We start from the raw sequence: 26,644 nt of genomic DNA, 5'->3' as shown, positions 1-26,644 counted from the left end.
ACTCCTGTCAGCCATCGATATCCAGCATGGCTCGGGACCATGGGGACTGCCCTGCGCCGCCTGGGTGGGTTTACCCTGGTTGCGGTAGTCGCGCTTACCGTGGTGGGTTATTACCAGCAGCGCGACCTGCCCCGTGAAGAGCCGCGGCCGCTGGTGGGAAAATCGCTTGGCGGAGAATTACTGGACCTGCAGCAGATGGCCGGCAGCGCGCCGGTTGTGGTCTATTTCTGGGCCACCTGGTGCGGTTACTGCCGCGTGGTCTCTCCGGCAGTTGCCGAGCTGGCCAGGGAGCACCAGGTAATCACTGTAGCCTTGCAGTCCGGGGCGCCGGAGGAGGTGCGGGCCTACCTGCAGGAGAATCGTCTCCGGTTTCCCACCATCAATGATCCCTCCGGGGCACTCAGTGCCCGCTGGGGCGTGCGTGTCACGCCCACCATCGTCATCGTCGACAGCAACGGCGACATTGCCTGGGTGACCTCCGGAAGCACGACCAAATGGGGACTTCAGTGGCGGCTGGCGTTTACCGACTGATCCACTGGGCGTGCCCTGCGCGAATAGGTAACGCAGACTAGCGGAATCGGTGCTTCCCCTGCGCACCCTCCCTCGCCAGAATTGGGGCCAACAGCAAATTTTACCCTGCGTGGCCACCCGGCGGCAGCGCCAGACCCTGCGAGGTTAACTTGTCAGTCATTGAATCCTTTCGCTTTAAAGACCTGGAAGCCGTCAGGGTGGGCCGCTTCAACCTCGGCGTAAACACCACCTTTGTCGTCTACAGGCTGGGCGGAACAGTGATCGACACGGGCCCCAGTAACCAGTGGCGCCAGGTGAGGCCATTTATACGGCAGCGTGAGCTCACCCAGTTGCTATTGACTCACCATCACGAAGATCACAGTGGTAACGCCGGGGCAATTTACCGCCTCACCGGTGTGCAGCCCACGGCGCCGGCGTTGACGGGGGAGATCCTGCGACGCGGATTCCGTATTCCCCCAATCCAGAGGCTGATCTGGGGGACGGCCCCGCGGGTGGAGGCGCGCCCTTTGCCGGAGGAGATACGTATCGGCACCGAACGCGTGGAGCCTCTTTTCACACCCGGTCATGCGAAAGACATGGCCTGCTACCTGCTGCCAGACCGCGGCTGGCTTTTCAGCGCCGACCTCTATATCGCCAATTACCTGAAAATGCTACGCATCGATGAGGACGTATCGACCCTGCTGCAAAGCATCCAGGCTGTCCTTGCCCGAGATTTTGCTGTCATTATCTGCCCCCACCGTGGAGTGGTGGAAAACGGCCGGGCGAGGCTGCGGGAAAAATATGATTACCTGGTCGACCTGGCCAGCAGCGCGCAGGAACTGTATGCAACCGGCCTGGGCCTGGAAGCCATTGCGCACAGGTTGCTGGGCCGGGAAGAACTGGTCGGTGTCGCAAGTCGTTACAATTTCAGCAAGCGCAACCTGATTGAATCCTGTTTGCGGGTGGACCTCAGCCTGTTCCCCCCAGCCTGATTCAGGGCCGAAAAAAAGCCTGCTGGGGCGCTGCCATGCCCTTATTTTTCCCAACTCCCCCCGCCAGTGTTGCCGCGAAGAGGGCGGATACCTGGCGCGGCGCTCCTTACTGATTCTTGTTCCCTTTTTCTCTTCTCCAATACCCGTTACTGGCGAACAACCTGAGGTCCCGGTTACCACTGTCCAGGGAGTGGCGGGCGGTAAGTTCGCCTGGCAAAGCTGCAAATGACTGGTTGCGGCTGATTTTTACGCCATGATGCCGCTTATGAGATCTGCATCACATTGAGGTGTGCAATGTCGTTGTTAAAAGGTCAATAGAATGGAACGGATAGCACCGCCTGATAGCGGGGCGCAGGCTGGTGCAATGGTTGGCAACATAAAGTAGACCATCGGTAAATGGCTACGTGGAGGTGAAAGGAAAGCAAAACCAGAGGCAAAATCAAGGCCAGTCCCGGCATGGATCGGGAGTTGGCATCATGTCGATCGGGAAGCCAGCCTCCAGGCCGAACAGGCAGTGCGTACGGTCCGGCTGCTGCTCTCCCGATGTTGTCATGTTTCTTGCAGTGAATAACCGGCAGTCTTCAACTGGTGTGCCGGCGCGCACCCCGGAAAACAATAATTTCAAGGAAGCCCAAATGAACAAGACCACGATTCTTAGTACCCCGAGCCTCCTGGCGGCGGCGCTTGCAGCAGTAGTCAGCCCGGCCAATGCCCAGGACTCTGATAACCGGGTAATGGAGGAAGTCATCACCATCGGCACGCGGGTAGAGGGGCGCACCGCAACCGATTCGGCAGTACCCATTGATATCATCAGCGGTGAGGACTTCACGAAGCAGGGCGACTCGGACCTGAACTCGCTGCTTCGTAACGTGGTTCCCTCCTACAACGTCAATACCCAGCCAATCAGCGATGCAGCCAGCCTGGTAAGGCCGGCCAATCTCCGCGGGCTGGCGCCGGATCATACCCTGGTACTGGTAAATGGCAAGCGACGGCATAGGGCTGCGGTTATCGCCTGGCTGGGCAATGGTGTCTCCGATGGTGCCCAGGGACCGGACATTTCCCAGATTCCCGCGATTGCGTTGCAGCAGGTGGAAGTCCTGCGAGACGGGGCGGCCGCACAGTACGGTTCCGACGCGATAGCCGGTGTGATCAATTTTGAACTGAAAGACAGCCCTGACGGCGGCGCCGTCGAGGTAAAAGCCGGAGAGTTTTACGAGGGTGATGGTCGCCAGTATCGGGTATCCGGAAATTACGGAATGCCCTTTACATCCCAGGGCTTTGCGAATGTGAGCTTCGAGTTCGGTGCCCAGGACGACACCAACCGCAGCGTCCAGCGCAACGACGCCGCGGCTTTAATCGCCGCCGGTAACACCGCCGTCGAGGACCCGGCCCAGGTATGGGGGCGCCCGGAAATCAGCGACGATTTCAAGAGTGTGGTGAACATGGGCGTCGAGCTTGGCGGCAGCAGGGAGTTTTACGCATTCGGTAACTACGGTAGCAAGCATGTCGATGGCGGTTTCTATTTCCGTAACCCCGAAACCCGCAGCGCCGTATTCGCTGACGCATCCACCGGCGAACCGCTGATCGGTGACCTGGACCCGGGCAACGGACTGGATAGCTGTGCTGGCTTCAGCCATGCGGACGCCCTGGCCAGCAATGAGTGTTTTTCTTTCCAGGAAATATTCCCCGGGGGTTTCACTCCGCGCTTTGGCGGTGACGTGACTGATCTCGCGGGGGTTGCCGGAGTCCGTGGCGAGGCGGCCAATGGCTGGGCATATGATGTCAGCGCGAGCCTGGGTTACAACGATGTGGATTTCTTTATCTACAATACGGTGAACGCCTCCCTGGGGCCGCAGACACCCACCAGCTTCAACCCCGGTGCCTACACCCAGCTTGAGAAGAATTTCAATGTGGATTTCGTCAAGGGTTTCGAGGTAGGACTTGCCTCCGAGCTTAGCGTGGCCACAGGTTTTGAGTGGCGTGACGAAACCTTCGAAATTACCACCGGCGACCAGGCCTCTTATGAAATCGGTCCGCTGGCCTCCCAGGGCTTCAGTGCGGCGGCCAACGGTTTCCCCGGCTTCGGTCCCCTGGCTGGCGGGCAGTGGAGCCGCTCCAACTACGCCACCTACGTAGACCTGGAAGCGGACGTCACCGAGGGCTGGCTGCTGGGGCTGGCGCTACGGGTGGAGGATTTCGAGGATTTCGGGACCACCACCAATGGCAAACTTGCCACCAACATCGATATTACTGACAGTCTCGCCCTGCGTGGGTCGTGGAGTACGGGATTCCGGGCGCCTACGCCCGGGCAGTCGAACGCATTCAATGTTTCCACAGAATTTGACCTGGCGCTCAACGACCTGGTCAATAACGGCACTATCCCCCCCACCAATCCTGTCGCACAGTTACGGGGTGGCGAGGCGCTGGACCCGGAGGAATCAACCAACTGGACGCTGGGTGCGGTATTTACGCTGGGCGCGGTCGACATCACCGTGGATTACTTCAATATAGAGGTTAAAGACCGGATTGCGCCGTCCCAGCTGTACTCGCTGACACAGGCCGAAGTGGACAGCCTGGTAGCATCCGGCGTAACCAGCGCCGCGAACCTGCAGAATTTCCGCTTCTTTACCAATGACTTCGATACCACCACCACCGGTGTCGATATCGTGGCCACATACTCGACCGACAGCATTGGCGACAATACCGACTTCAGCCTGGCCTACAACCAGACACACACAGAAGTCGACAAGTTCTCTCCCGAGACTATCGATGCAACCAGGATCCGTGAGCTGGAGGAGGGATTGCCGGAAACGCGCTGGACGCTTTCCAGTAATACGGCTCTCGGCAGCTGGGGCTTTCTGGGCAGGGTCAGTTCCTATGACGACTGGTTCGATTCTGAAGATGGCCAACTCTATGGTGGCGAGGTACTGGTGGACGCTGAAGTATCTTTCTCTTTCACCGACCAGGCATCAGTCATCCTGGGTGCACAGAACCTTCTGGACCAGTATCCGGAGGAGAATCCGGGCGCGCGTGACGGGGTAGGTAATCGCTACAGCCAGTTCTCACCATTCGGTTTCGAGGGTGGCTTTTACTACCTGAGGACTCGTTACGAATTCTGACCCGTTACGAGTTTTGACAGAGTGGCATAAAAAAACCCGCTGCTTGCAGCGGGTTTTTTTAGATACACCGGTTTACATATCCCAGAGTGAATTGGTGGCCATCGACAGTGTGATTCGCTCCTTGTCCTGGATCTGTTTGAGGTCCTCAAATACTTCCTTTACCTCAGCGGACTCAATTGCGCCGTATACAGCCTGGTAGAGGTCGGAGAAGTAGCGGTCGACTTCGCGGCCGAGGTTGTTGATCTCGCGGATATCCGGGGGGTCGCTCAGGTTGAGATTCCTCACGAAATCCTGTGCCGATTCTTCGTGGGTATACTGCAGCCAGGTCTTCATGACTTTCTGCTTGGCCACCTCCCCGTAATTGGAAAGGTTCTTTGCCATGCGCCGTTCGTGCTCGAGCATGTGCTTGAGCAACAGCTGTGTCCGGCTGTCCTCGGCTTTCTCCAGCATGGTCCGGTAGACATTGGCCATGTCCAGATGGAACTTTTCGGCGTCCTTCAGTACTTCATACGCCTGTTTGAATGTCTTCATAGGCTCGCCTTCGTTGATCTTGCTATTGTTATCATTTTGCGGCGGATCATCGCGCCGGAGTCGTCCTTAAAAATCTCTCCTCATGTACCTTTATAGTGCATTTACCCAGTTGATCAAGAGCTGCGGGAAAATACCAAACAGTAGCAGGGCTCCGGTAAGGCCGATAACCAGTAACTTGCCGCTGGCCGCGATATTCACTTCACCGGCCGCCAACGCCTCTGAACCGCTTTCACATTGCACCATTACCAGTAGCAGGCGCAGGTAATAATAGAGGCCCAGTGCGCTACCGATAACGACTGCTGCGAGCAGATACCACAAATTTCCCTGTACCCCCGCCGCAAATACGTAAAATTTCCCAATAAATCCGATTGTCAAGGGAATTCCGGCCAGTGACAAGAGCATGAGTCCGAAACAGCAGGCGAGGGCCGGTGACCGCCAGAACATGCCCCGGTAGAATTCGATCTGGTAGGGATCGTTACTCGGGTCGCTAATCGGGCCAGTTCCACCGGGCAAAGAGCTCAGTGCGGTATCGGCCACGAGGCTGATCACCGCAAAGGCGCCCATGGTTGTGACGACATAAGCCACCAGGTAGTAGGTGACCGCCTCCTGGCCAAACGCACTCGCGCCAATCAGGAAAGCAACCATGAGATAGCCGATATGAGCGATGGACGAGTAAGCCAGCAGGCGCTTGACGTTGGATTGCAGCAAGGCTAGCAGGTTGCCTACCAACATACTGGCTATGGCCATCACAGCCAGCATGGTTGACAGTACCGGCACGGAAAATAGATCCACCTGGCCAAACAGGCGCAGTACCAGGGCAACCACGGCGCCTTTGCTCACGGTTGCGATCAGCGCGGTTACCGGTGTCGGCGCGCCCTGATATACGTCGGGCGTCCAGATATGGAAGGGCACCAGGGATAGCTTGAATGCCATGCCCACCAGCAGCAGGGTCAGCCCTGCGGAGAAGACACTATTTCCGGGGCCAGATTCGCGCAGCGTCGCAGCCGCAGCAGTGAAGTCAAGTGCGCCACTGGCGGCAAAGACAAGTGCGATACCGAACAGGGTGAGAGCGGTGGCAAGTGCCGAGAGCAGCAGGTATTTCATGCCGGACTCAAGCGAAAGCAGTTGCTCACGCTGAGGCGAGTGGCTACCGATCACCGAGAAGCCGAGCAGTGGGTAGAGTGAAAGACCCATCAGCTCGAGGCCCAGGAAAAGACTCGCAAAGTGACTGGCACAAACCAGGCTGCATGCCCCGAGCATGACCAGCAACAGGAGGATATAGAACTCCTCCGGATAGGCATCGCCGTCCTGGTTGCTGGCACGTGATAGCAGGTGATGAAATCCGAGAACAGCGGTGGCGAGGGCTGCCAGCAATAGCAAGACGCAGAAAAAGAGGGCGGTATGGTCAATGCGAAAAAGCATGGTCGCGCTGATCGCCCCATCCGCAGGCAGGTCGGCGGCTACCGTGAAACAGGCCCACAATGCGACCAGCAGTACTGCCAGGGTGGTTGCCAGGGCGGGGCGATGCCCCCGGCGCAGGGAGACCTGCAGCATCAGGAGGACAATGCCACCTGTCAGTACCAGTAGCGGCAGAATTGCAAATAGTTCCTCTCGGGTCATGGTGTATCACCTTTACGGATTGTTTCCGGCCGCCGGGCTACAGTGGCGGCACGGCCACTTTCCATTGCTGCGGGGGCCCGGGCCGCAGCATTATTCAGCGGCAGTGAGCGCTGGACGGAGGGCGCTGCGATGTCGAACAGCGGTTGTGGCCTAAGGCCGAGGAATACCAGGGATACGGCGAGGACCAGTAAGGCGAGGGTCTCCCGCACGTGCAGGTCGATGACCCGTTCTTGCTCATCGGCAGAAACACTCCGGCGCGATTCGCCAAAGAAGGCCCGCTGCATCATCACCAGAGCATAGAGTGCGGCGCCGACCAGGCCCAGGGCGGCCACTGCCGTCGTCCAGTGGTCAACCCCGAAACTTCCCACCAGCACCATGAACTCGGCGACGAAATTGCCCAGTCCCGGAAGCCCCAGTGAGGCAACCGCGAAGAAAAGAGCGATCGCCGATAGCCGGGGAACCTCCGTCCAGAGTCCGCCCATCTGTTCCATGTCCCTGGTGTGTAGCCTCTGCTGAAGACATCCCACGATGGCGAACAGGGCGGCGGTGCTCAACCCGTGAGCAACCATTTGCATAACGGCACCCTGGATGGCAATGGTGTTGAGTGCATAGATCCCCAGCAGCACGAAACCCATATGGCTTACACTGGAATAGGCGACGAGACGCTTCATATCCCGCTGAGCGAATGCCAGCACCGCTCCATAAACCACACTCAGTGCGCCGATGGCCATCGCCACGGGCGCAAACTGGGCCGAAGCCTCCGGGAACAGTGGGAGCGTAAACCGTAACAAGCCATAGGCGCCGGTTTTGAGGAGGATGGCTGCGAGCAGGACACTGCCTGCAGTCGGCGCCTGGGTGTGCGCGTCTGGCAGCCAGGTATGCAGCGGCACCGCGGGTAACTTGACCGCGAAGGCAATAAAGAACCCGAGCATCAGCCACCAGCCTGTAGTGGGTGATAGCTGGACCTGCAGGAGATCGAGGTAATTGAAAGTCACCTGACCGCTGTTGCTGTAATGTGTGTAAACCAGGCCGACGACTGCGATCAACATCAACAGGCTGCTGGCCTGGGTGAAAATAAAGAATTTTATTGCGGCAAATGTCCGTGCCTCATAGCCCCAGACCGCAATCAACAGCAGCATCGGGATCAGCATCACTTCCCAGAAGAAAAAAAACAGGAACAGGTCCAGTGCGGTGAAGACGCCTACCACCCCGGCCAGAGTCCACAGGTAATTGAAATAGAAGAAGCCCTGCCGGAAACTGATTTCCCGCCAGGTCACTACCAGGCCGAACAGTCCCGTAAGCAGGGTCAGCGCCAGCATCAGGAAACCGAGGCCATCGACGGCCAGGAAGAAGCTGATTCCAAAACGGGGAATCCAGCTCAGCTCGATACTTTGCCACCAGGCCTGGGCAGTATTCGCGCTGCCATCTCGGGAAAGGCCCCAAAGATGTGCGAGCAGAGCACCGGCGAACAGCAGGCTGGCCAGTGAAACCCAGCGGCCGGCACCGGGTCGCATCTTGTCCAGCGCCCATGCCGCCAACCCGCCGAGGAACAGGACCGCGATCATTGCTGCAATTGTCATAGGACCACCAGGATTGCGAGGAGCAGGATCGAGCCGGCAGCGAGCGAGCCCAGGTACCAACGCACCTGGCCATTTTGCGTCTGGCTGGCCAGCAGATGCAGCCGGCGACTGGCTTCGGCCGAACCGCGGTATACCGAGTCGACAATATCGCCACTGTTAATGTTGGCAAGCCACACCAGCGGCCGTACCAGGATACGATCGTAGAGCCAGTCAAAGCCCCAGCCAGAGAAGAGGAAGCGCTCGAGGGGATTGAACGGCCGGAGTAAATTCCTGCCCTTTGAGAACATAAGCCAGGCAGTCAGCAGCCCCAGCAGGGGCATCGCAATGGCGATGCCTTCCACCACCAGCGGTGCATGACTACCGTCGCGTGCAGGAAATACGCCCTGTAAGGGCGGTGCCAGCAAGCCACCGCTTAGCGCAAGTAGCGACAATGTGACCAGGGGGATGCTCATAACGGGGCTGTTGGCATCCCGGCAATGCTGCGAAGCCTTACCCTCCCTGCCAAAAAATACCAGGAACAGCAGGCGGAAGCTGTATACGCCGGTCACCAGTGCCCCGACTATGCCGGCCAGCCAGAGGAGATTGAAGCCCTGGAAGGTCTCCCAGGCCTGCAGCAGGATCTGGTCCTTACTGTAAAAACCGGAGGTGAGTGGCAGTGCTGCGAGGCAGGCGCTACCGATAGCGAAGCAGGCAAAGGTCAGCGGGATTTTCTTGCGCAGGCCCCCCATGGCGGTAACGTCCTGCTCATGGTGGAGGCTGAGGATGACCGACCCGGCAGCAAGGAACAGGAGCGCTTTGAAGAAGGCGTGCGTCATCAGGTGGAAGATCGCACCGCTCCAGGCCCCAACCCCCAGCGCGAGGAACATGTAGCCTATCTGGCTGATCGTTGAGTAAGCGAGAATCCGCTTGATGTCCGTCTGGACCAGGGCGCTCAATCCGGCGGAGAGCAGTGTCAGCGCGCCCACCCAGCCCACCGCGAGCATTGCCGTATCCGAGACCGAGAACAGGGGGTGCAAACGCGCGATCAGGTATACGCCTGCCGTGACCATGGTGGCGGCGTGGATCAGTGCGCTGACCGGTGTCGGGCCGGCCATGGCATCGGGCAGCCACGTCTGGAGCGGCAGTTGTGCCGATTTGCCGACCGCGCCGCCCAGTAGTAGCAGGGCGGCCAGGGTCACTATGCCGATATCGGTGCTTGCGCCGGCGGCCCGGTTGAGGGCGCCGATATCGAGCGTGGCGAACTCGCGGAACAGCAGGAAGAGTCCCAGGGCCATTGCCGTGTCGCCCACGCGCGTGACGATAAACGCCTTGCGGGCCGCTGCGCCATTGCCGGGGTTGCGGTACCAGAAGCCAATCAGCAGGTAACTGCACAGCCCCACGCCCTCCCATCCGAGGTAAAGCAGCACAAGGTTGTCGGCCATCACCAGTAACAGCATGGCGCAGACAAAGAGGTTCAGGTAGGCGAAGTAGCGCCGGTATCCTGCGTCGCCCCGCATGTATCCGGCCGAGTAGAGGTGGATCAGGAAGCCGACGCCGGTCACCACCAGCAACATCACCTGTGTCAGTCCATCCACGTGGAAGCCGAAATCCAGGGACAGGTCGCCGACCCTTATCCACGACCAGGCCGGTACCTGCAGGCTCGCCTGCCAGTCACCGGAGAATACCGAAAACATGAGCGCGAAGGAGAGCAGGGCGGCGATGCCTACCGTGCTGACGCCTATCGCGGCAACGACCTTCTCGGGCAACTCCCTGTTGCCGAATAGCGGGGCCAGGGCCAGTACCAGGAATCCGAGCAGGGGCAATAGCGGGATCAAACCGATAATGTCATTCATGTCAGCCCCGCATCCAGTTGAGTTGATCGATATCTACGGTATGCCGGCGGCGGTATAGCTGCAGCACCAGGGCCAGAGCGATGGCCACCTCTGCTGCCGCGAGGGTAATGACAAAAATAAACATCACCTGGCCGTCTGCGTTGCCCCACTGCGCTCCCGCGACCACGAACGCCAGTGCCGCCGCATTGGTGCAGATCTCGATACACATCAGCATAAACAGGATATTGCGCCGCACCAGCATACCGGTCAGGCCAAGGCAGAAGAGGACGGCGGCCAGCGCCAGGCCGGGGGACATGCCTCCGGGCAGAATCATTTCATTCGGCATGGTCCACCTCCGTGTCCCTGGCAACGCCCTGTCGCGCCAGGTGAAATGCACCTACGAGGCCCGCCAGCAATAGCATCGAGGCCAGTTCCACAGCCAGGAGGTAGCGGCTGAAAAGTGCGATGCCCACCTCCCTGGCGCCCACGTAGCTGGTATCCGGGGCGCCGGCAGGTGCTGGCATGTCATTTCCCTGGCCCGTAAGCATCAGCACGAGCAGCAGTAACAGTATTGCCGACAGTATGCCGGGTAACAGCCAGTTTCGCGGCTGTAGCCATGCGCTTTCCTGCTCCACGGCCGCGTCGCCCTGGTTGAGCATCATGATCACGAACACCATCAGGACCATGATTGCACCCGCATATACGATCACCTCCAGGGCCGCGGCCAGGGGGGCACCGAGCTGGAAAAAAATCACTGCCACTGCCAACAGTGAAACAATAAGGTGCAGCAGTGCATGAACCGCATTGCGACTGACAATCACCAGTGCAGTAGCGAGGATGGTGACTGCTGCGGTCAGGTAGAAATAAACTGAATACATGGCCGTTCCTCAATATTGTTATCACAGCCTGTCAGGGAGCCCGTAGCGACAGGGTCGGGGAATTGCCCTAGAGGTTCAGGCTCCTGACGTCTACCGGCTCCGCCTCATCGATCGCCTCGCCCTTGTCCTTGCCGGAAATGGCCAGGCCTGCGACACGGTAGAAACTGTAGTCGTGGTACTTGCCCGGTCCACTGATAAGGAGATCCTCCTTCTCGTACACCATGTTCTGCCGGTCGTATTCACACATTTCAAAGTCGGGCGTAAGCTGTATTGCGTAAGTGGGGCATGCGTCCTCACAAAGGCCGCACATGATGCAGCGCGAGAAATTGATGCGGAAATACTGTGGCCGCCAGCGTCCATCGCTGTCTTCGGTTTTCTGGACCGAGATACAGTCGGGTGGACATGCCACGGAGCAGAGGTTGCAGGCAACGCAGCGCTCCTCTCCGTCAGGGTCACGTGTCAGGATGATGCGCCCGCGGTAGCGGGGAGCCAGGTAGGGTTTCTCGTCCGGGTATTCCACCGTGACGTTGCGGCTGAAAAGATGGCGGAAAACAAGCCACATACTGCGCAATTGACTCGCGATCATTAATCTACACCCCCTCCGGTTTTGCGGCCCTGGTTTCCCGGCGGAATAACTCCGCTGCCCGGGTATCGCTTGGGGTCAGCCTATCCATAGGAGAACGGCTCCCGTACCGAGCAGGTTGGCAAGCGCCAGCGGCAACATGATTTTCCAGCCGAACTGCATCAACTGGTCGTAGCGTGGGCGCGGAATCGCTGCGCGCAGCAGGACAAACACCATTACCATCAGCCCGGTCTTCAGGAAAAACCATACTGTCGGCGGCAGCCAGGGGCCCAGCCAGCCACCGAGGAAGAGGGTGGTGACCAGCGCTGAGATCAGGATGACTGACAGATATTCGCCGACGAAGAACATGCCGAACTTCATGCCGGAATACTCGGTGTGGAAACCGGCCGTGAGCTCGTGTTCGGCCTCGGGTAGATCGAACGGCAGACGGTGACTCTCGGCGATACCGGCAATGAAAAAGATCATGAAACCGGCGAACTGCGGCACGATAAACCAACTGCCTTCCTGTGCCAGTACGATCTCTCGCAGGTTGAAGCTGCCCGCCATCATGACCACGCCCATCAGGCTGAGCCCCATGAAGACCTCGTAGGAAACAGTCTGTGCGGCGGCGCGCAGGCCGCCGAGCAGCGCATACTTGTTGTTAGAGGCGTAGGCCCCGAGAATCACGCTATAGACGGCCATGGAGGAGAGCGCGAGGAAAAACAGCAGGCCGATATTGAGGTCGATTACCCCGACCATCGGTGCCACCGGGATTATGGCAAAGCCAAGCAGCATCGCAGCCATGACGATTGTCGGTGCGAGCACGAAAACCGGCTTGTCCGCAAAGCGGGGTATAAAATCCTCCTTGAAGAACAGCTTGAGCATGTCGGCAACAACCTGGAACAGGCCGAAAGGCCCGACCCGGTTGGGGCCCGGCCGGTCCTGCCAGAAGCCCAGTAGCCGTCGCTCGCCCCAGGTCAGCAGGGCCGCCAGGAGTACGGCAGTAGTGAGGACACCGAGGATATTGGCAAGTTGCAGCAGGACTGATGTGCTCATATTTCCTCTTCCTGGGCCGGCTGTTCGACTCGTGATACGGACGCGGTCGCGGGCAGGAGCGAATTCAGTTCCGGTGCGTCTTTGAGACCCCGTGGGATACCCAGGACCCCGACAGCCATTTCATCCGAAACGGCTGCCTCCAGTGCGAGCTCGCCCGATTCAAGTTGCAAGTGCAGGATTGCACCACTTTCAATATTGAATGCCGATGCATCCGGCTGGCTGACCTGGATCAGAGGTTTCCCGGCAAGCTCAGCGATCGAAGGACTGTAGTTACTGAGCTCGCCTGAACCGAACAGCCGGTAAACCGGTACCAGTCGAAACTCACCGGGCTGATGGGGGGAAGCGCTCGCGGCGGTGGCTGGTGCATCCCACGCAGGCATTTCGCCCGCAATTCGATCCATCACCAGATTTCCGTCGCCGCCCTCGCGGCGTCCGCCGATGCCTTGCTGGAATTTGTGTATTGCCTGATTGGAGTTCCAGCCAGGAGACCAGATATTGGCCTGCAGGGGCGATGCCCCGGCATACTGGATCCCCTCCATGGTGAAGGTGAAGGGGGAGTCGGGATCCTGGTGGGGCGGGCGCTCCGCGACGCGCTGGTCGGCGCGGTTGGCGGTCCGGCCACTGGCCCGGTGGCTCTGCCGTGCGACTTTCATGCCCTCGATGCGGAAGTCCTCGCCCGGACCGACTTCACTCAGGCGGGTTAACCCGGGCACAGTGCGGGCAATGGCCTCAGTAACGTCGTGCGAGTGCTCCCACTCGCGCAGCGCGGCGGCGGGGCTCTCATTGCTCAGCTCGCGGCAGGCGGGCGCATTGACCGCGTCCACCAGCCAGCGCCAGCTCTCCTGGATATAGCCCGCTCCCTCGTAAACGGCGTAATACCTTTGCATGGCTCCTGCACTGTTGACGAAGCTGCCTTGCGACTCGGGGGTGGCGGCAGCAGGGAAGACCAGGTCGGCGCGCCGGCTACAAGGCTGGAACAAGGTGTCGAGCAGGATCAGCTCAGCGGCAGAGTCGAAGAGTGTTTCAACCGATTCCGCCGGCATCCGTCGGTAGAGGTCGTTCTCGAGCAGTAGTAGTGATACCGGGGGAGACTCCGGCTGCCGCTGCGCCAGGTATTGCAACAGGTGGTCGAGACTGCCCTCTTCCTCCGGAAAGAGCTGCGCCAATCCCAGGCTATTGGCCTCCGGGCAGGCCAGGTAGGTGGCGCAGGGCGTTCCTGTGGCTTCGCCCAGGCAGGCAGCCACCTTGCCGGCGGCGGCGAGGATATCCTGATCCAGACTGCCGCAGCCCGAAATCACCAGCGGGCGCGTGGCGTTTTTCAGGGTATCTGCCACTCGCTCTGACAACTGGAGCAATTCATCTGGTAGCGGGTATTCTGCGGCGTCCCTGCCCGCCACCAGCGAGGCGACCCGGTCGGCGAAAAGGGCGGTGTCAGCGGGGGTGGCGAGGCAGTTCTCCTGTGCGATATCGCCAAGGAAATACGATGCGCGGCTGCCGACGATAAATATTGGTGAAGCCTCACCGCGAAGCTGGCGCACTGAAGCATCCTGCCACAGGGGGATTTTGAGGCTCTGTGCGTGTGCCTTCTGGCGGTTCCGGGCAGCCTGGCGCAGCGCCAGCGCAATTCGCGGCGCGGTACGCGAGATATCCTCATCCAGGACCAGGACTGCATCAGCGTTCTCAATTTCCGGGATTGTGGGAGAGTGAATCCGTGGGTCGCGCTGTATGCGGTCCAGCCGTTGCAATAACCCCAGCTCGCGGGCATCGAGGCCTGAGTAGAAGTTGCTTGCGCCCACGAGCTGGCGCAAGGCGAAATTGTTTTCGAGTGAGGTTCGCGGAGAGCCGATGCCTATCAGCTGCCTCTGTCCCCGGTGGGCCTCCAGGATACTGCCAGCCAGCAGTTCGAGCGCGGCAGGTGGCTCTACCTCGCGGTGAAGCCTGTCCCCTCTCCCTGCAGTTGAGCCGATTATCTCCTCGCGCCGCGCGACCAGCACACGCTTGATGCGCCTGTCGCTGTTGGCATATTCGTAACCGAACCGTCCCCGGTCGCAGATGAAGTAGCCGTTGATATCCCGGTTGTAGAAGTTGACTACCCGGCGCAGGTTCTCCCCGTGGCCGCTGAAGTCATGGCGGGCACCGGGGGCCGTGTTGCAACCGACCGCGCAGTGCTCGCAGATCGATGGCGCCGTCTGCAGGTCCCACTTGCGCACGAAGTGCCTGCTGAAGGTCTGGTCGGTGAATACGCCGGTGGGGCAGACTTCCACGAGGTTGCCACTGAAGCCGCTTTCCAGCCTGCCGTCGCACTGGCGTCCGAAGTAGACCTGGTTGTTGCGCCCCAGTGCGTCGAGATCGTCGCCACCGGCGTAATCGCGATAAAAACGCACACAGCGGTAGCAGGCGATGCAGCGGTTCATCTCATGATTGATAAAGGGACCCAGGTACTGGTTGCGATGCGTGCGCTTGAGTCCCCGGAAGCGGCGATAGGTATGACCGGACATCTCGGTCATATCCTGCAGGTGGCATTCTCCCCCCTCCTCGCACACCGGGCAGTCGTGGGGATGGTTGGTCATCAGGTCCTCAATGATGCCACCGCGAAACTCCCGTGCCGTTTCCGCACCGATGCTATAGATTCCACCGTCCTTTACCGGGGTCATACAGCCCATTACCAGTTTGCCGTCATCGTCATCGTCATCGGCATCCTTGTACTCGACGATGGCACACTGGCGGCAGGCACCCACCGAGCCCATGGCAGGGTGCCAGCAGAAGTAGGGCAGGTTTAACCCCAGTGAGAGGCAAGTGCCCAGCAGGTTCTGCTCGCCGTCAACTTCGTAGTGCTTGCCGTCTATGGTGATCTTCGGCATCTGTCGAGGCTCCCCTGGCCTTGTCCTAAACTGCCTGTGCCACGCGCTGCTGCTCCTGGGCATAGGGGCAGCAGCCGCGGGTCAGGTGCTGGACGAAATCCTGTTCAAAAAGCTTGAGCGCACTCTGGATGGGTGCGGCCGCGCCAGGCGCCAGCGCGCAGAAGGTGTTGCCCGGCCCCATGCGCTGTGCCTGTTCGCGTAGCAGGTCCAGGTCCCCGGGTTGTCCGTCACCTCGCTCAATGCGCTCCAGGATCGTCACTATCCAGGGCAGGCCGTCGCGACACGGCGTGCACCAGCCACAGGACTCCCGGGCGAAAAAGCGGGACAGGTTCAGCACCAGGCCGACCGGGCAGGTATGGTCGTCCAGTATCGTAATCGTGCCTGTTCCCATCCGGCTCCCGGCCTTGCCAATGGTGTCGTAGTCCATGGGCAGGTCCAGTTGGTCCGGCCCCAGGAAATCAGTGGAGCCGCCGCCGGGCAGAAGTCCACGCAGCTTCACCCCGTCGCGCATGCCGCCGGCGTGCTGCTCGATAATCTCCCGGATTGGAGTGCCCATCGGCAGTTCCCAGGCCCCGGGGTTCCTGACCCGGCCACTGACCCCGAAAACCTTGGTGCCGCTGTCGTCCGCCCGGCCCAGGTTTTTGTACCAGTCGACGCCCAGGTCCAGCAGGTGGGGAATATTGCAGAGGGTCTCCACGTTGTTGACCACGGTGGGCTTGCCCCACAGGCCGCTGACTTGCGGGAAGGGCGGCTTTGTGCGCGGAATCGCCCGTTGTCCCTCGAGCGCGTTCAGCAGTGCAGTTTCCTCGCCGCAGATATAGTTGCCCGCGCTGCGGTGTACGTGGATGTGCAGCTGGAAGTCGGTGTCCGGGATACTGTCGCCTATCAGTTGTTCCCGACGTGCCTCTTCTATCGCGTTTTCGAGGCGGGCGGCGGCCAGGTGGTATTCCCCCCGGATAAATATGTACGCACGCCTGGCGCCGATCGCGAACGCGGCAATGGCCATGCCCTCCAGCAGGAGGTGCGGGTCGCGCTCCATCAGTAGCCGGTCCTTGAAGGTCCCCGGTTCCATTTCATCTGCGTTGCAGACCAGGTACCTCACCGCAGGCGCATCCTCGCCCTGGGGAACAAAGCTCCACTTCAGGCCGGTGTTGAACCCGGCACCCCCGCGGCCACGGAGGCCTGCTTCCTGTACCATTTCAATGATGTCTGCCGGTGACATCTGTAGCGCTTTGCGCCAGCCGCGATAACCGCCATTTTCCCGATAGCGGCCGATATCTGCGGCGGTATTGTCTGCGCCGATATTTTTAGTCAGCGGATTGGTCAACATTGTGGCTTTTCTTTTCCAGAATGAGTTCGTCGAGCTTTTCTTCTGTGAGGTGACGGTGCATTTCCTCGCCCACCATCATGACCGGTGCCTTGTCGCAATCGCCGAGGCAGGGCGTTTCCAGCAATGTGAACATCCCGTCACTGGTGGTTTCGCCGGGTGCGATCTGTAGTTTCTGTTGCAGGTGGTGCTGTAGTCTCTCGCAACCCATAATCCAGCAGCTGGAGCTTTTGCACAGGAACAGCACCTCCTGGCCAACCGGCTGGCGGAATATCATCTGGTAACAGGTGGCTATGCTCTCCAGCTGGGTCGGCGATATCCCCAGGTAATCAGAGATGGCATACAGGGTTTCGTCGGAGATCCAGCCCCGGTGTCTCTGCACCAGCCGCAGGGCTTCCAGTCCCACCGAGCCCTTGTCCTCGTAGTAGGCGAACTCGCGATCGATTTCGCGCTTTTCTTCTGCGGTAAGTTTGCTCCCGCCGATGCGCGGGCAGGTATCGTCATGCTCCATTACTTCAATCGTGTCCGCTGCAGTAGTACTCGACATCGGTTTTCCCCTACCCTCGCTATCGGTCGACATCCGCCATCACGAAATCGATGCTGGCAATAATGGCGATAAGGTCTGCCACCATCAGGCCGCGCGACATCAGCGGTATCATCTGCAAATGCGGGAAGGATGGTGTTCTTATTCTGGTGCGGTAAGAATTGGTGCCGCCGTCGCTGACGATCTGGTAACTGTTCAGGCCCTTGGTGGCCTCGACCGGGAAACAGGTTTCCCCGGCGGGCATTACCGGTCCCCAGCTGTTGTTGACGAAATGCTGGATGAGTGTCTCGATGTCGCGCATGGTGCGCCCCTTCACGGGAGGCGTGGTCAGCCGGTGGTCGGACTTGTAGGCGCCGCCGGGCATATTGTCCAGGCACTGGCGGATGATACGCAGGCTCTGGCGGATCTCTTCCACTCGCACCCGGCAGCGGTCGAAGCAGTCGCCCCCGTCAAAAGTGGGGATATCAAATTCGAATTGCTCGTAGCCGGAATAGGGGCGCTGCTTCCGCAGGTCCCACTCGAAGCCGGTGGCCCGGAGGCCGGGGCCGGTAATGCCCCACTCCAGCGCCTCATTGCGGTCGTAGACTCCAATTCCGCGGGTGCGCTTTTGCAACACACGGTTGCTGATCACCATGCCGTCATACTCACGCAGGCGTGCGGGCATGTAGTCGAGGAATTCCCGGATCATCCGCTCCCAGCCCTCGGGCAGGTCCTGGGCCACTCCGCCGATCCGGAACCAGGCGGGGTGCATGCGGCCGCCGGTGATGGCCTCGACAATGCCGAACAACCTTTCGCGGTCCGCAAACATGTAAAAAACCGGTGACATCTGTCCCACGTCCTGGGCGAAAGTACCGTAGAAGACGAGGTGGCTGGCGATGCGGAACAATTCGCACATCATCACACGAATGGTCTGGGCGCGCGGGGGTACATCAATGCCGGCGAGTTGCTCCAGGGCCAGCACATAGGGCAGGTTATTCATGACCCCGCCGAGGTAATCGACCCGGTCGGTATAGGGAATATATGTGTGCCAGGCCTGGCGCTCCGCCATTTTTTCCGCACCACGGTGGTGGTAACCGATATCCGGCACTGCATCGACGATCTTCTCGCCGTCGAGCTGCAGGGCGACCCGGAAGACGCCATGGACGCTCGGGTGGTTGGGCCCCAGGTTCAGGAACATGAACTCGGCACTGTCGCTGGCGCGGGCCATGCCCCACTCCTCTGGCCTGAATAACAGTGCTTCCTGTTCACGGCGCTGTTTTTCGGGCGGGAGGGAGAAGGGTTCCACTTCGGTCGCGCGGGCGTGGTGGTCCTTGCGCAGTGGGTGGCCCTGCCAGGTCTGCGGCATCATGATACGCCGCAGGTTGGGGTGTCCGTCGAACCCGATACCGAACAGGTCCCATACTTCGCGCTCGTACCAGTTGGCGTTGGCCCAGATGGAGGTGACGGAAGGGGCGGAGAGTCGGGACTCCGGCAACGCCAGCTTTACGCGGATAAACAGGTCGCGGGACAGTGACAGCAGGTGATATACCAGGGTGAAGTCGCTCTGCGGCTGTTCAGAGGCACCGTCACCGCGATTTATCCTCAGTCGCTCGTCAATGGCGCTGAGGTCGTAGAGCATGCTGAACGGACGAGAGATCTCGTACTTGAGAAAACGCAGGAATGGCAGCAGGTTATCCTGTCCCACCCACAGGGTCGGCTGGTCGGGGCAGTCCGGCTGCAACCAGTAGCTGTGCAGGCTGTGCTCGCGCTCGAGGTCGGCGACGAAGGCCTCAGCTGCCTCCCGGTAAGGGCTGGCCTGGTAAACGCTCTTTGCGATCACACCGTTCATAGGGTTTTCCTGTTGTTATGCCCGGCCTGTGCGCTCGCACCAAGTGACTGGCGCTCAGACTGTGTCCGGTGCCCGCAGTTTGTCTGCGCGCATGCGTTCCTCCCGGTGAATATCGCGCTGGCTCGGTTTCGGCACCGGGCGTGGGCCCTGTTCATCGATTATCCAGCTCAGCGGGCGGCGCTGGGATTTGATGGATTCCTGCAGCAGCATCAGCCCCTGCATCAACGCCTCCGGCCGGGGTGGGCAGCCGGGCACGTACACATCCACCGGCAGGAACCGGTCTACGCCCTGGACCACACTGTAAATGTCATACATGCCGCCGGAATTTGCGCATGAGCCCATCGAAATCACCCAGCGCGGCTCCATCATCTGCTCATAGAGTCGCTGTATTACCGGTGCCATCTTCAGGAAGACGGTGCCGGAGATGACAATCAGGTCTGCCTGGCGCGGCGTTGCGCGGATCACCTCGGAGCCGAAGCGGGAAATATCGTGTCGACTGGTGAAGGCCGTGGCCATTTCCACGTAACAGCACGAGAGGCCAAAATTGAACGGCCACAGCGAGTTGGCCTGGCCCCAGGCCACCAGGTCCTCGAGTTTGGTGAGGAGGATGTTTTTCCGGACTTCTTCGGAAAAAACCTCGCCATCTGATCGTGCCTGGTCGGCTGCGATCAGGTTGTCACTCTGTTCTGCCCGGCTCAGCTGCCAACGCATGGGTTCCACCTATCCGGAGATATTCTTTGCACGCTGTGTCTCCTCCTTCTGCAACAGGCTGAGCTGTTTGCTGCCCCACTCGAGCGCCCCCAGTCGCCAGAGGTAGAGCAGCCCCACGGCGAGGATCACGATAAAGACGGTCGCTTCCACGAAGCCGGTGATCCCGGTTTCCCGGAAGGCGATCGCCCAGCTGAAGAGGTAGATCGCCTCGAGGTCGAAGACGATAAAAAGAATTGCAACCAGGTAGTAAGAGACCGAAATACGGAGCCGGGCGCTGCCCTGAGATATGATGCCGCATTCATAGGGTTCGTCGGTGGCGCTGTCGCGGCGTCGCTGGCCGAGCACGTAGGACAGGCCCAGCATGATGCCGATTAGTGCGACAACGGCGATGCCGTAGACAAGCAGCATCCAGATTTGCGGGTCGGCCTGGTCTGCGGGATTCAAGCTGGTTCTCCCCGTTATCCCGGCGGGCACAACCTCGCCCGCGGTTCATCACTGAAACCACCTGGTTGTCACTGCCAAACCTCGGAGACAAGTGGAAATTTGCGCTGTCAGAGCGGTTGCCCGCTGGATGCCGGGACCCCTTATCATTTATGTCTGGGTTTCCCGCAAAGAAACGGCATGGTCTGGTGCCGCAATTTTTTAATGCGCTGCCAGTTATATAAATGCTGGAGAGGATTAGCGCCAGTAAACGGCTGGAACGATTACTTCTTACATGTTGCTTTCTTATTCATGGGGATTCTGTGATTTTAGGCGACAGACCTGGGGGCGGGAGGAAAAAGCCGGGCGGGCAGCCGGCGGAGGGAAATGAAAAAGGGGCGCGAGGCCCCTTTTTCCGGCAATGGCGTGAGCCGCTATCAGAGCTGGCGAATCTCCTCCAGTTGCTGCTGCAGTCGGGCGCGGGCACTTTGCATTTCGTCTAGCTTGCCGCGTTCCTTGGCGACGACCTCAGCCGGCGCCTTGTCGACGAACTTCGGGTTGTTCAGTTTGCCCTCGACCCGCTGCAGCTCCTTGTCCAGCTTGTCGATCTCCTTCTGCAGGCGCGCGCTCTCCGCGGCCACGTCAATCAGCCCGGCCATCGGTACCAGCAGTTCGATATCACCGGCCAGCGCCGTCGCTGACGCGGGGGCCGGCTCGCCCGGGTTGATCCAGCTGATGGATTCCAGGCTGGCGAGCTTGGCCAGCAGGGCGCGGGCGCTGTCGAGTCGCTGGCGATCGGCATCGGAGCCGCCGCGGAGGATAAGCGGGATCTTCTTGGCCGGGGAGATGTTCATCTCGCCACGGATATTGCGCACGCCCTCGATCACCTGCTTGAGTGCGGCGATGGCAGCCTCGGCGTCGCTGTCGATACGGTGGGCTTCCGGCTCGGGATAGGGTTGCAGCATGATTGTGTCGCCGCTCTGGCCGGCCAGGTTCTTAACCCGCTGCCAGATTTCCTCGGTGATAAAGGGCATCAGCGGGTGTGCCAGGCGCAGGATCGTCTCCAGTACCCGGATGAGTGTCCGGCGTGTCCCTTTCTTCACCGCCTCTGACGCGGAGTCGTCCCACAGTACCGGTTTGGAGAGCTCCAGGTACCAGCTGCAGTACTCACTCCAGACAAAGTCGTAGAGAGCCTGCGAGGCCAGGTCGAAGCGGTAGCTGTCCATCGCTTCGCGCACCGTCTGCTCGGTGCGCTGGAGCTCGGAGATGATCCAGCGGTCTGCCAGCGACAGCTCGAAGTCGCTGCTGTTGTCCTGGCCGCAGTCGTAGCCCTCGCAGTTCTGCAGCACATAGCGGGAGGCGTTCCAGATTTTGTTGCAGAAGTTTCGAAAGCCCTCGATACGGCCCACGTCAAACTTGATATCGCGACCAGTGGAGGCAAGCGAATAGTAGGTGTAGCGCAGCGCGTCAGTGCCGTAGGCGGCGATGCCGTCCGGGAACTCCTTGCGCGTCTGCTTCTCGATCTTGTCGCGCAGGTGCGGCTGCATCATGCCGGTGGTGCGCTTCTGCACCAGGCTTTCCAGGTCGATGCCGTCGATCAGGTCGATGGGGTCGAGTACATTGCCCTTGGACTTGGACATCTTCTGGCCGTGGCTGTCCCGTACCAGGCCGTGCACATATACGGTGTGGAAGGGCACTTCCTTCCTGAAATACAGGGTCAGCATCATCATCCGCGCAACCCAGAAGAAGATGATGTCGAAGCCCGTCACCAGCACGGAGGTGGGATGGAAGGCCTGTAGCTCCGGCGTTTCCTCGGGCCAGCCGAGGGTGCCGAAGGTCCACAGGCCGGATGAGAACCAGGTGTCGAGCACATCGTCGTCCTGCTGCAGGGCGATATCGTCTGCCAGCTGGTGCTTTTCGCGTACCTCTGCCTCGCTGCGGCCTACGTAGACATTTCCGTCTGCGTCATACCAGGCCGGGATACGGTGGCCCCACCACAGTTGCCGGGAAATGCACCAGTCCTGGATGTCCCGCATCCAGGAGAAGTACATGTTTTCGTAGTTTTTCGGTACGAAGTTGACGCGGCCATCCTCGACCGCGCTGATCGCCTCTTCTGCCAGTGGCTGGGTCCTGACATACCACTGGTCGGTGAGCCAGGGCTCGATGACGACGCCGGAGCGGTCACCGCGCGGTACCTTGAGGGTGTGGGGCTCGACCTTTTCCAGCAGGCCGAGGTCGTCCAGGTCATCTACTACCTGCTGACGCGCCGCGAAGCGCTCCATGCCGCGGTATTTCTCCGGGACGTTATCGTTCAGGTTGGCGTCCGCGTCGAGGATATTGATCATCCCCAACTCGTGGCGCTGGCCCATCTCGTAATCGTTGAAGTCGTGTGCCGGGGTGATTTTCACGCAGCCGGTACCAAACTCGCGGTCGACATAGTCGTCGCCGATGATGGGGATGTCGCGCTCAGCCAGCGGCAACCTGATGGTCTTGCCGATCAGGTCGCGGTAGCGCTCATCCTCGGGGTGCACCGCGACGGCGGTGTCGCCGAGCATGGTCTCCGGGCGGGTGGTGGCCACAACCAGGTGGCCGGAGCCGTCTGCGAGCGGGTAACGGAAGTGCCACAGGTGGCCCTGCTCCTCCTCGTTCAGCACCTCGAGGTCCGAAATAGCAGTGTGCAGTTTCGGGTCCCAGTTAACCAGCCGCTTGCCGCGATAGATCAGCCCGTCCTCATACAGGCGGATGAATACCTCCTGTACCGCCTTGTAGAAGCCGTCGTCCATGGTGAAGCGCTCGCGGGACCAGTCCGGGCTGGCGCCCAGGCGGCGCAGCTGGCGGGTAATGGTGCCACCGGACTGCTCCTTCCACTCCCATACCTTCTCGATGAACTTGTCGCGCCCGAGTTGATGCCGGTCCTTGCCCTCGGCCGCCAGCAGGCGTTCGACCACCATCTGGGTGGCGATACCTGCGTGGTCGGTGCCCACCTGCCACAGGGTGTTGTCCCCCTGCATGCGGTGGTAGCGGATCAGCGCATCCATGATGGACTCCTGGAAACCGTGGCCCATGTGCAGGCTGCCGGTGACATTCGGCGGGGGAATCATGATGCAGTAGGGATCGGCTTCGGTGTCGCCGGAGGGCTTGAAGTAGCCGTTCTCCTCCCAGGTCTTGTACCACTGCTGTTCGATGGCGTTGGGCTGGTATGTCTTGTCCATGCGCGAGGGGAAACCTTCTGTTGACTGACGGCGGGCGCCGGTGGTTGCCGGAAGACCTGGTGGCCACAGGGATAATAGTGGCAGACAGGCACTCGGCGCCGAAAAGGCGGGAATTATACCGCCGGCAGGGTGAGGGGCAAATGTGAGCCGGGCCGGGGCGCGGCAGGCCTCAGCGATTGCGCATCAGTTCATCGACCATCAGTTCGATGCGCGCGCGCAGCTGGCGCTCGAGTTCCGGGAGCTGCTTTGCCACCAGGCGGTCCACCAGCTGCTGCCGCTGTCGCTCGCGGGCCCGCTGCGCCGCGGTCGGGGTGCCTGCAGGTTCGCTGTCACCGGCGGCAGGGCTCTCATGGGCGGTTTCGGGCTGGTGGTCTTCATGATGCGGCGAGGCGCCAGCCGTCGCGGCAGCACCCGATGCCCGCGCTTCCTGCGTGCCGGCGTCCCCGCCTGCAGGTGACCCGGCACGCTCTTCGGACCTGGGCACCCGGCCGCCGGTCAGGCGGGCGCGGATATGCGCCGGGAGGAAGGGGTTCTCTATTGCGGACGACCCTGTTTCCGGCTCGCCAAACAGCTCCTGCTGCTGCTCGTCGCCTGCGGGGGGAGTTCCGCCAGGATTTGCCCTGGACTGGGGAGGAATCGCTTCCAGGGGCCGCAGCAGTTCGAGTTCCGTCTCGCTCAGCTCGGTGGCGATGGCCTTTGTTCGGGGCTCGGGGGCCGGGGGCGAGTGTGGCTCCTCTTCGGGAAGCTCCTCGTCTTCCGGGGAAAACAGGGTTGGAAGGTCGGTATCCTGCAGTGGGGTTACCTGTGGCCGGGCTTCCCGCCGCGGGGGGCGGGGCGCCGGATCCGCCACCTGGTCCAGCAACGGGATGTCCGCAAGGTCCTCGCTGCCCAGCAGGCTGCGGATCGAATGCAGTTCGTCGAGAAGCTCAGTGGGTTCACCGCTCCCGGGTTGTTGCTGTCGCTGCCCGCGCTGCCTGTTTTTGTTTTTCCGACCGGCCATGGTGATGCACTGCCACTTTGCCTAGTTGCTACCGATACGATGGGATTGTAACGGATATCCCCGGTCGCGAAAGTGACCGAATCGGGATCGCGAGCGGGCCAGGCTTTCCGGTTGCTGCACCACGATCTCCGCGAGTCTCTCGAAGCGGCTGAACCATGCGGGAACATCGCTGCACAGGTTGATCAGCAGGCCGTGATGAAGCCCGGGTTCCTCCCCGCAGTTGATCTCCACTGCGGCCTGCTGGTCCTCGCCCTGTGCGGCGTGGGGCAGGAAACTGTCCTCGCGGAAGCTCCAGAGCAGTTGATCCAGTTGCTCGGCACGCTCGCGGCTTTCCACTGCCAGCAGCACACGCATGCCCGCGCGGAAAGCCTTTTCTGCCAGGCGGCAGGCGAAGGTATCGGCGGCTTCGTAGCGGTCGGAGGAGAGGACGTAAAAATCAATACGTGTCATTGTTTGGCTGCGCGGTTTTCATGGGGTGGGCCTTGCTGCATAAATTCTGACCACTCTGGCGGTTGATCGGGGCCGGGATGCCCTGGCTGGCCTCCCGGCCCCCGCCCACCTAGCGGTTGAGAAGGTACTCGAGCAACAGGGGCACCGGACGGCCGGTGGCACCCTTGTTAGCACCGGAATTCCAGGCGCTGCCGGCGATATCCAGGTGTGCCCAAGTGTAGTCCTCGGCGAAGCGGGACAGGAAGCAGGCCGCGGTGACAGAACCGGCCTCGCGGCCGCCGATATTCTGCATGTCGGCGAAGTTGGAATCCAGTGCCGACTGGTACTCGTCCCACAGCGGCATATGCCAGGCGCGGTCACCGGCACGCTCACCGGCCGCGATCAGCGCCTGGGCGAGTTCGTCGCGGTTGGCGTAGAGGCCGGTGGCGTGGTTGCCCAGGGCAATCACGCAGGCGCCGGTGAGCGTGGCGATGTCGATGACCACGTCCGGCTTGAACTTGGCGGCATAGGTGAGGGCGTCGCACAGGACCAGGCGGCCCTCGGCGTCGGTATTGAGGATCTCGATGGTCTTGCCGGACATGGAGGTAACGACATCCCCCGGTTTGCTGGCGCGCCCGCTGGGCATATTCTCGGCCGCGGCCACCAGACCCACCACGTTAATGGCCGGTCCCAGTTCGGCGATGGCATTCATGACCCCGAATACACTGGCTGCGCCGCACATGTCGAATTTCATTTCGTCCATGGCCATGCCGGGCTTGAGGCTGATGCCGCCGGTGTCGAAGGTGATGCCTTTGCCCACCAGCACCACCGGCTTGTCGCCGGCCTTGCCGCCCTTGTATTGCATGGCGATCAGTGCCGGTGGTTCGTCGCTGCCCTTGGCCACGCTCATAAAAGCACCCATGCCCAGTGATTGCATTTTCTTGGCATCCACGACACTGGTAGTAATTTTTGCGTGTTTTTTGGCCAACTCCTTGGCCTGGCTGGCGAGATAAGTGGGGGTGCAGATATTGCCCGGGAGGTTGCCGAGTTCGCGTGCCACATTGCTGCCGGAAGCCTGGGCCGCCCCCAGGTCCACCTGTTCCTGCACTGCCTTGAGCTGCTTGCGCTCGGGCACGTGCACCGCGAACTTGGCCAGCGGGTTGGGCTTGGCGTCGCTTAGGCAGCGGGTGAACTTGTAGGTGGCCAGGCCTGCGGCCAGTGCCAGTTGCTGCGCCTGCCAGGCTGTGTCTGCATCGGCCACCTCGACCTCGGTCAGGTAGCTGCAGGCGTCCTTATAGCCCTTGACGGCGGCGGCGCTGGCGCGGGCCAGCTTGCGGAATTCTGCCTGGCTCAGTACGCCGTCACCGGACCGCACCAGCAATACGCGATCTGCCTTGCCCTCGGCCGGGGTCAGCAACAGGGTACTGGCGGTCTTGCTGGCCAGGTCACCGCGCTTGAGCACCTTGCCGATAAAACCGCTGCACTCGCTGTCCAATGCGTCGCCACTGGCGCTAAGGCGGTTCTTGCTGTCTACCGGGAGGATCGCACAGGCAGTGCGCTGTTTACTGATATCGGAGACCTTGGCGGTGAACTGCATCATTCCTTTCCTTTCTTCTGAAAACTGGTCCAATGTCCGGGGGGCCGAGACATTGC

General features: G+C 60.7%; 21 protein-coding genes. 3 read left to right on the top strand and 18 right to left on the bottom strand.

Going from position 1 to position 26,644, the window contains the following annotated elements; translation table 11 throughout:
- Positions 1–39: 39 nt before the first annotated feature.
- The 3 genes from BLT26_RS04265 (at position 40) to BLT26_RS04255 (ending at position 4,621) form a co-directional block, all read left to right on the top strand.
- On the top strand, positions 40–531 hold the full coding sequence (locus BLT26_RS04265) for a protein disulfide oxidoreductase (RefSeq protein ID WP_091509079.1): 492 nt from the start codon (positions 40–42) through the stop codon (positions 529–531).
- A 149-nt stretch (positions 532–680) separates the two neighbouring features.
- The gene (locus BLT26_RS04260) at positions 681–1,502 is read left to right on the top strand and encodes an MBL fold metallo-hydrolase (protein ID WP_091509075.1); all 822 of its coding nucleotides are present in this window, start codon (positions 681–683) and stop codon (positions 1,500–1,502) included.
- A gap of 635 nt (positions 1,503–2,137) precedes the next feature.
- Positions 2,138–4,621 (top strand): TonB-dependent receptor plug domain-containing protein, encoded by a 2,484-nt coding sequence (locus tag BLT26_RS04255; protein ID WP_217631370.1) that lies wholly within the window; start codon positions 2,138–2,140, stop codon positions 4,619–4,621.
- A 72-nt stretch (positions 4,622–4,693) separates the two neighbouring features.
- Here the strand turns inward: BLT26_RS04255 and BLT26_RS04250 are convergent, their stop codons facing one another.
- The 18 genes from BLT26_RS04250 to BLT26_RS04165 form a co-directional block, all read right to left on the bottom strand.
- A complete protein-coding gene (locus tag BLT26_RS04250; protein WP_091509068.1) occupies positions 4,694–5,152 on the bottom strand; it encodes a hypothetical protein in 459 nt (152 codons plus the stop codon).
- A gap of 90 nt (positions 5,153–5,242) precedes the next feature.
- Complete coding sequence (locus tag BLT26_RS04245) at positions 5,243–6,772, bottom strand: NADH-quinone oxidoreductase subunit N (RefSeq protein ID WP_091509060.1); 1,530 nt, start codon at positions 6,770–6,772, stop codon at positions 5,243–5,245.
- Positions 6,769–8,352, bottom strand: a complete 1,584-nt coding sequence (nuoM, locus tag BLT26_RS04240; protein WP_091509057.1) for an NADH-quinone oxidoreductase subunit M — start codon at positions 8,350–8,352, stop codon at positions 6,769–6,771. The genes BLT26_RS04245 and nuoM overlap by 4 nt, the downstream gene beginning before the upstream one ends.
- Complete coding sequence (nuoL, locus tag BLT26_RS04235; protein WP_091509052.1) at positions 8,349–10,184, bottom strand: NADH-quinone oxidoreductase subunit L; 1,836 nt, start codon at positions 10,182–10,184, stop codon at positions 8,349–8,351. Before nuoL ends, nuoM begins: the two co-directional genes overlap by 4 nt.
- A 1-nt stretch (position 10,185) precedes the next feature.
- Positions 10,186–10,509, bottom strand: a complete 324-nt coding sequence (nuoK, locus tag BLT26_RS04230; protein WP_425435266.1) for an NADH-quinone oxidoreductase subunit NuoK — start codon at positions 10,507–10,509, stop codon at positions 10,186–10,188.
- Positions 10,499–11,041, bottom strand: a complete 543-nt coding sequence (nuoJ, locus tag BLT26_RS04225; protein WP_091509050.1) for an NADH-quinone oxidoreductase subunit J — start codon at positions 11,039–11,041, stop codon at positions 10,499–10,501. Before nuoJ ends, nuoK begins: the two co-directional genes overlap by 11 nt.
- Positions 11,042–11,108: 67 nt before the next feature.
- Entirely contained in the window at positions 11,109–11,627 is a 519-nt protein-coding gene (gene nuoI / locus BLT26_RS04220; RefSeq protein WP_175453019.1) for an NADH-quinone oxidoreductase subunit NuoI, read from the bottom strand.
- A gap of 75 nt (positions 11,628–11,702) precedes the next feature.
- Complete coding sequence (gene nuoH / locus BLT26_RS04215; RefSeq protein ID WP_091509046.1) at positions 11,703–12,659, bottom strand: NADH-quinone oxidoreductase subunit NuoH; 957 nt, start codon at positions 12,657–12,659, stop codon at positions 11,703–11,705.
- Positions 12,656–15,520 (bottom strand): NADH-quinone oxidoreductase subunit NuoG, encoded by a 2,865-nt coding sequence (nuoG, locus tag BLT26_RS04210; protein WP_175453018.1) that lies wholly within the window; start codon positions 15,518–15,520, stop codon positions 12,656–12,658. The genes nuoH and nuoG overlap by 4 nt, the downstream gene beginning before the upstream one ends.
- A gap of 25 nt (positions 15,521–15,545) precedes the next feature.
- A complete protein-coding gene (nuoF, locus tag BLT26_RS04205) occupies positions 15,546–16,850 on the bottom strand; it encodes an NADH-quinone oxidoreductase subunit NuoF (RefSeq protein ID WP_175453017.1) in 1,305 nt (434 codons plus the stop codon).
- Positions 16,828–17,394: an NADH-quinone oxidoreductase subunit NuoE gene (gene nuoE / locus BLT26_RS04200; protein WP_091509036.1), complete on the bottom strand. Its 567-nt coding sequence runs from the start codon at positions 17,392–17,394 to the stop codon at positions 16,828–16,830. Before nuoE ends, nuoF begins: the two co-directional genes overlap by 23 nt.
- Positions 17,395–17,413: 19 nt before the next feature.
- On the bottom strand, positions 17,414–19,219 hold the full coding sequence (gene nuoC, locus BLT26_RS04195) for an NADH-quinone oxidoreductase subunit C/D (RefSeq protein WP_091509033.1): 1,806 nt from the start codon (positions 19,217–19,219) through the stop codon (positions 17,414–17,416).
- A gap of 54 nt (positions 19,220–19,273) precedes the next feature.
- Entirely contained in the window at positions 19,274–19,930 is a 657-nt protein-coding gene (locus BLT26_RS04190; RefSeq protein WP_091510902.1) for an NADH-quinone oxidoreductase subunit B, read from the bottom strand.
- Between the two features lie 9 nt (positions 19,931–19,939).
- Positions 19,940–20,374, bottom strand: coding sequence for an NADH-quinone oxidoreductase subunit A (locus tag BLT26_RS04185; protein WP_245720587.1), 435 nt, complete (start codon positions 20,372–20,374; stop codon positions 19,940–19,942).
- 413 nt (positions 20,375–20,787) lie between these two features.
- On the bottom strand, positions 20,788–23,562 hold the full coding sequence (locus BLT26_RS04180; protein ID WP_091509029.1) for a valine--tRNA ligase: 2,775 nt from the start codon (positions 23,560–23,562) through the stop codon (positions 20,788–20,790).
- 169 nt (positions 23,563–23,731) lie between these two features.
- Complete coding sequence (locus tag BLT26_RS04175) at positions 23,732–24,562, bottom strand: hypothetical protein (RefSeq protein ID WP_091509026.1); 831 nt, start codon at positions 24,560–24,562, stop codon at positions 23,732–23,734.
- A 21-nt stretch (positions 24,563–24,583) separates the two neighbouring features.
- Positions 24,584–25,012: a DNA polymerase III subunit chi gene (locus BLT26_RS04170; protein ID WP_091509022.1), complete on the bottom strand. Its 429-nt coding sequence runs from the start codon at positions 25,010–25,012 to the stop codon at positions 24,584–24,586.
- Positions 25,013–25,121: 109 nt separating this feature from the next.
- A complete protein-coding gene (locus BLT26_RS04165; protein WP_091510895.1) occupies positions 25,122–26,588 on the bottom strand; it encodes a leucyl aminopeptidase in 1,467 nt (488 codons plus the stop codon).
- Between the last annotated feature and the right edge of the window lie 56 nt (positions 26,589–26,644).

This window comes from Microbulbifer yueqingensis, assembly GCF_900100355.1.
Classification (GTDB): Bacteria; Pseudomonadota; Gammaproteobacteria; order Pseudomonadales; family Cellvibrionaceae; genus Microbulbifer; species Microbulbifer yueqingensis.
This window is presented reverse-complemented; position numbering and strand designations above follow the sequence as displayed.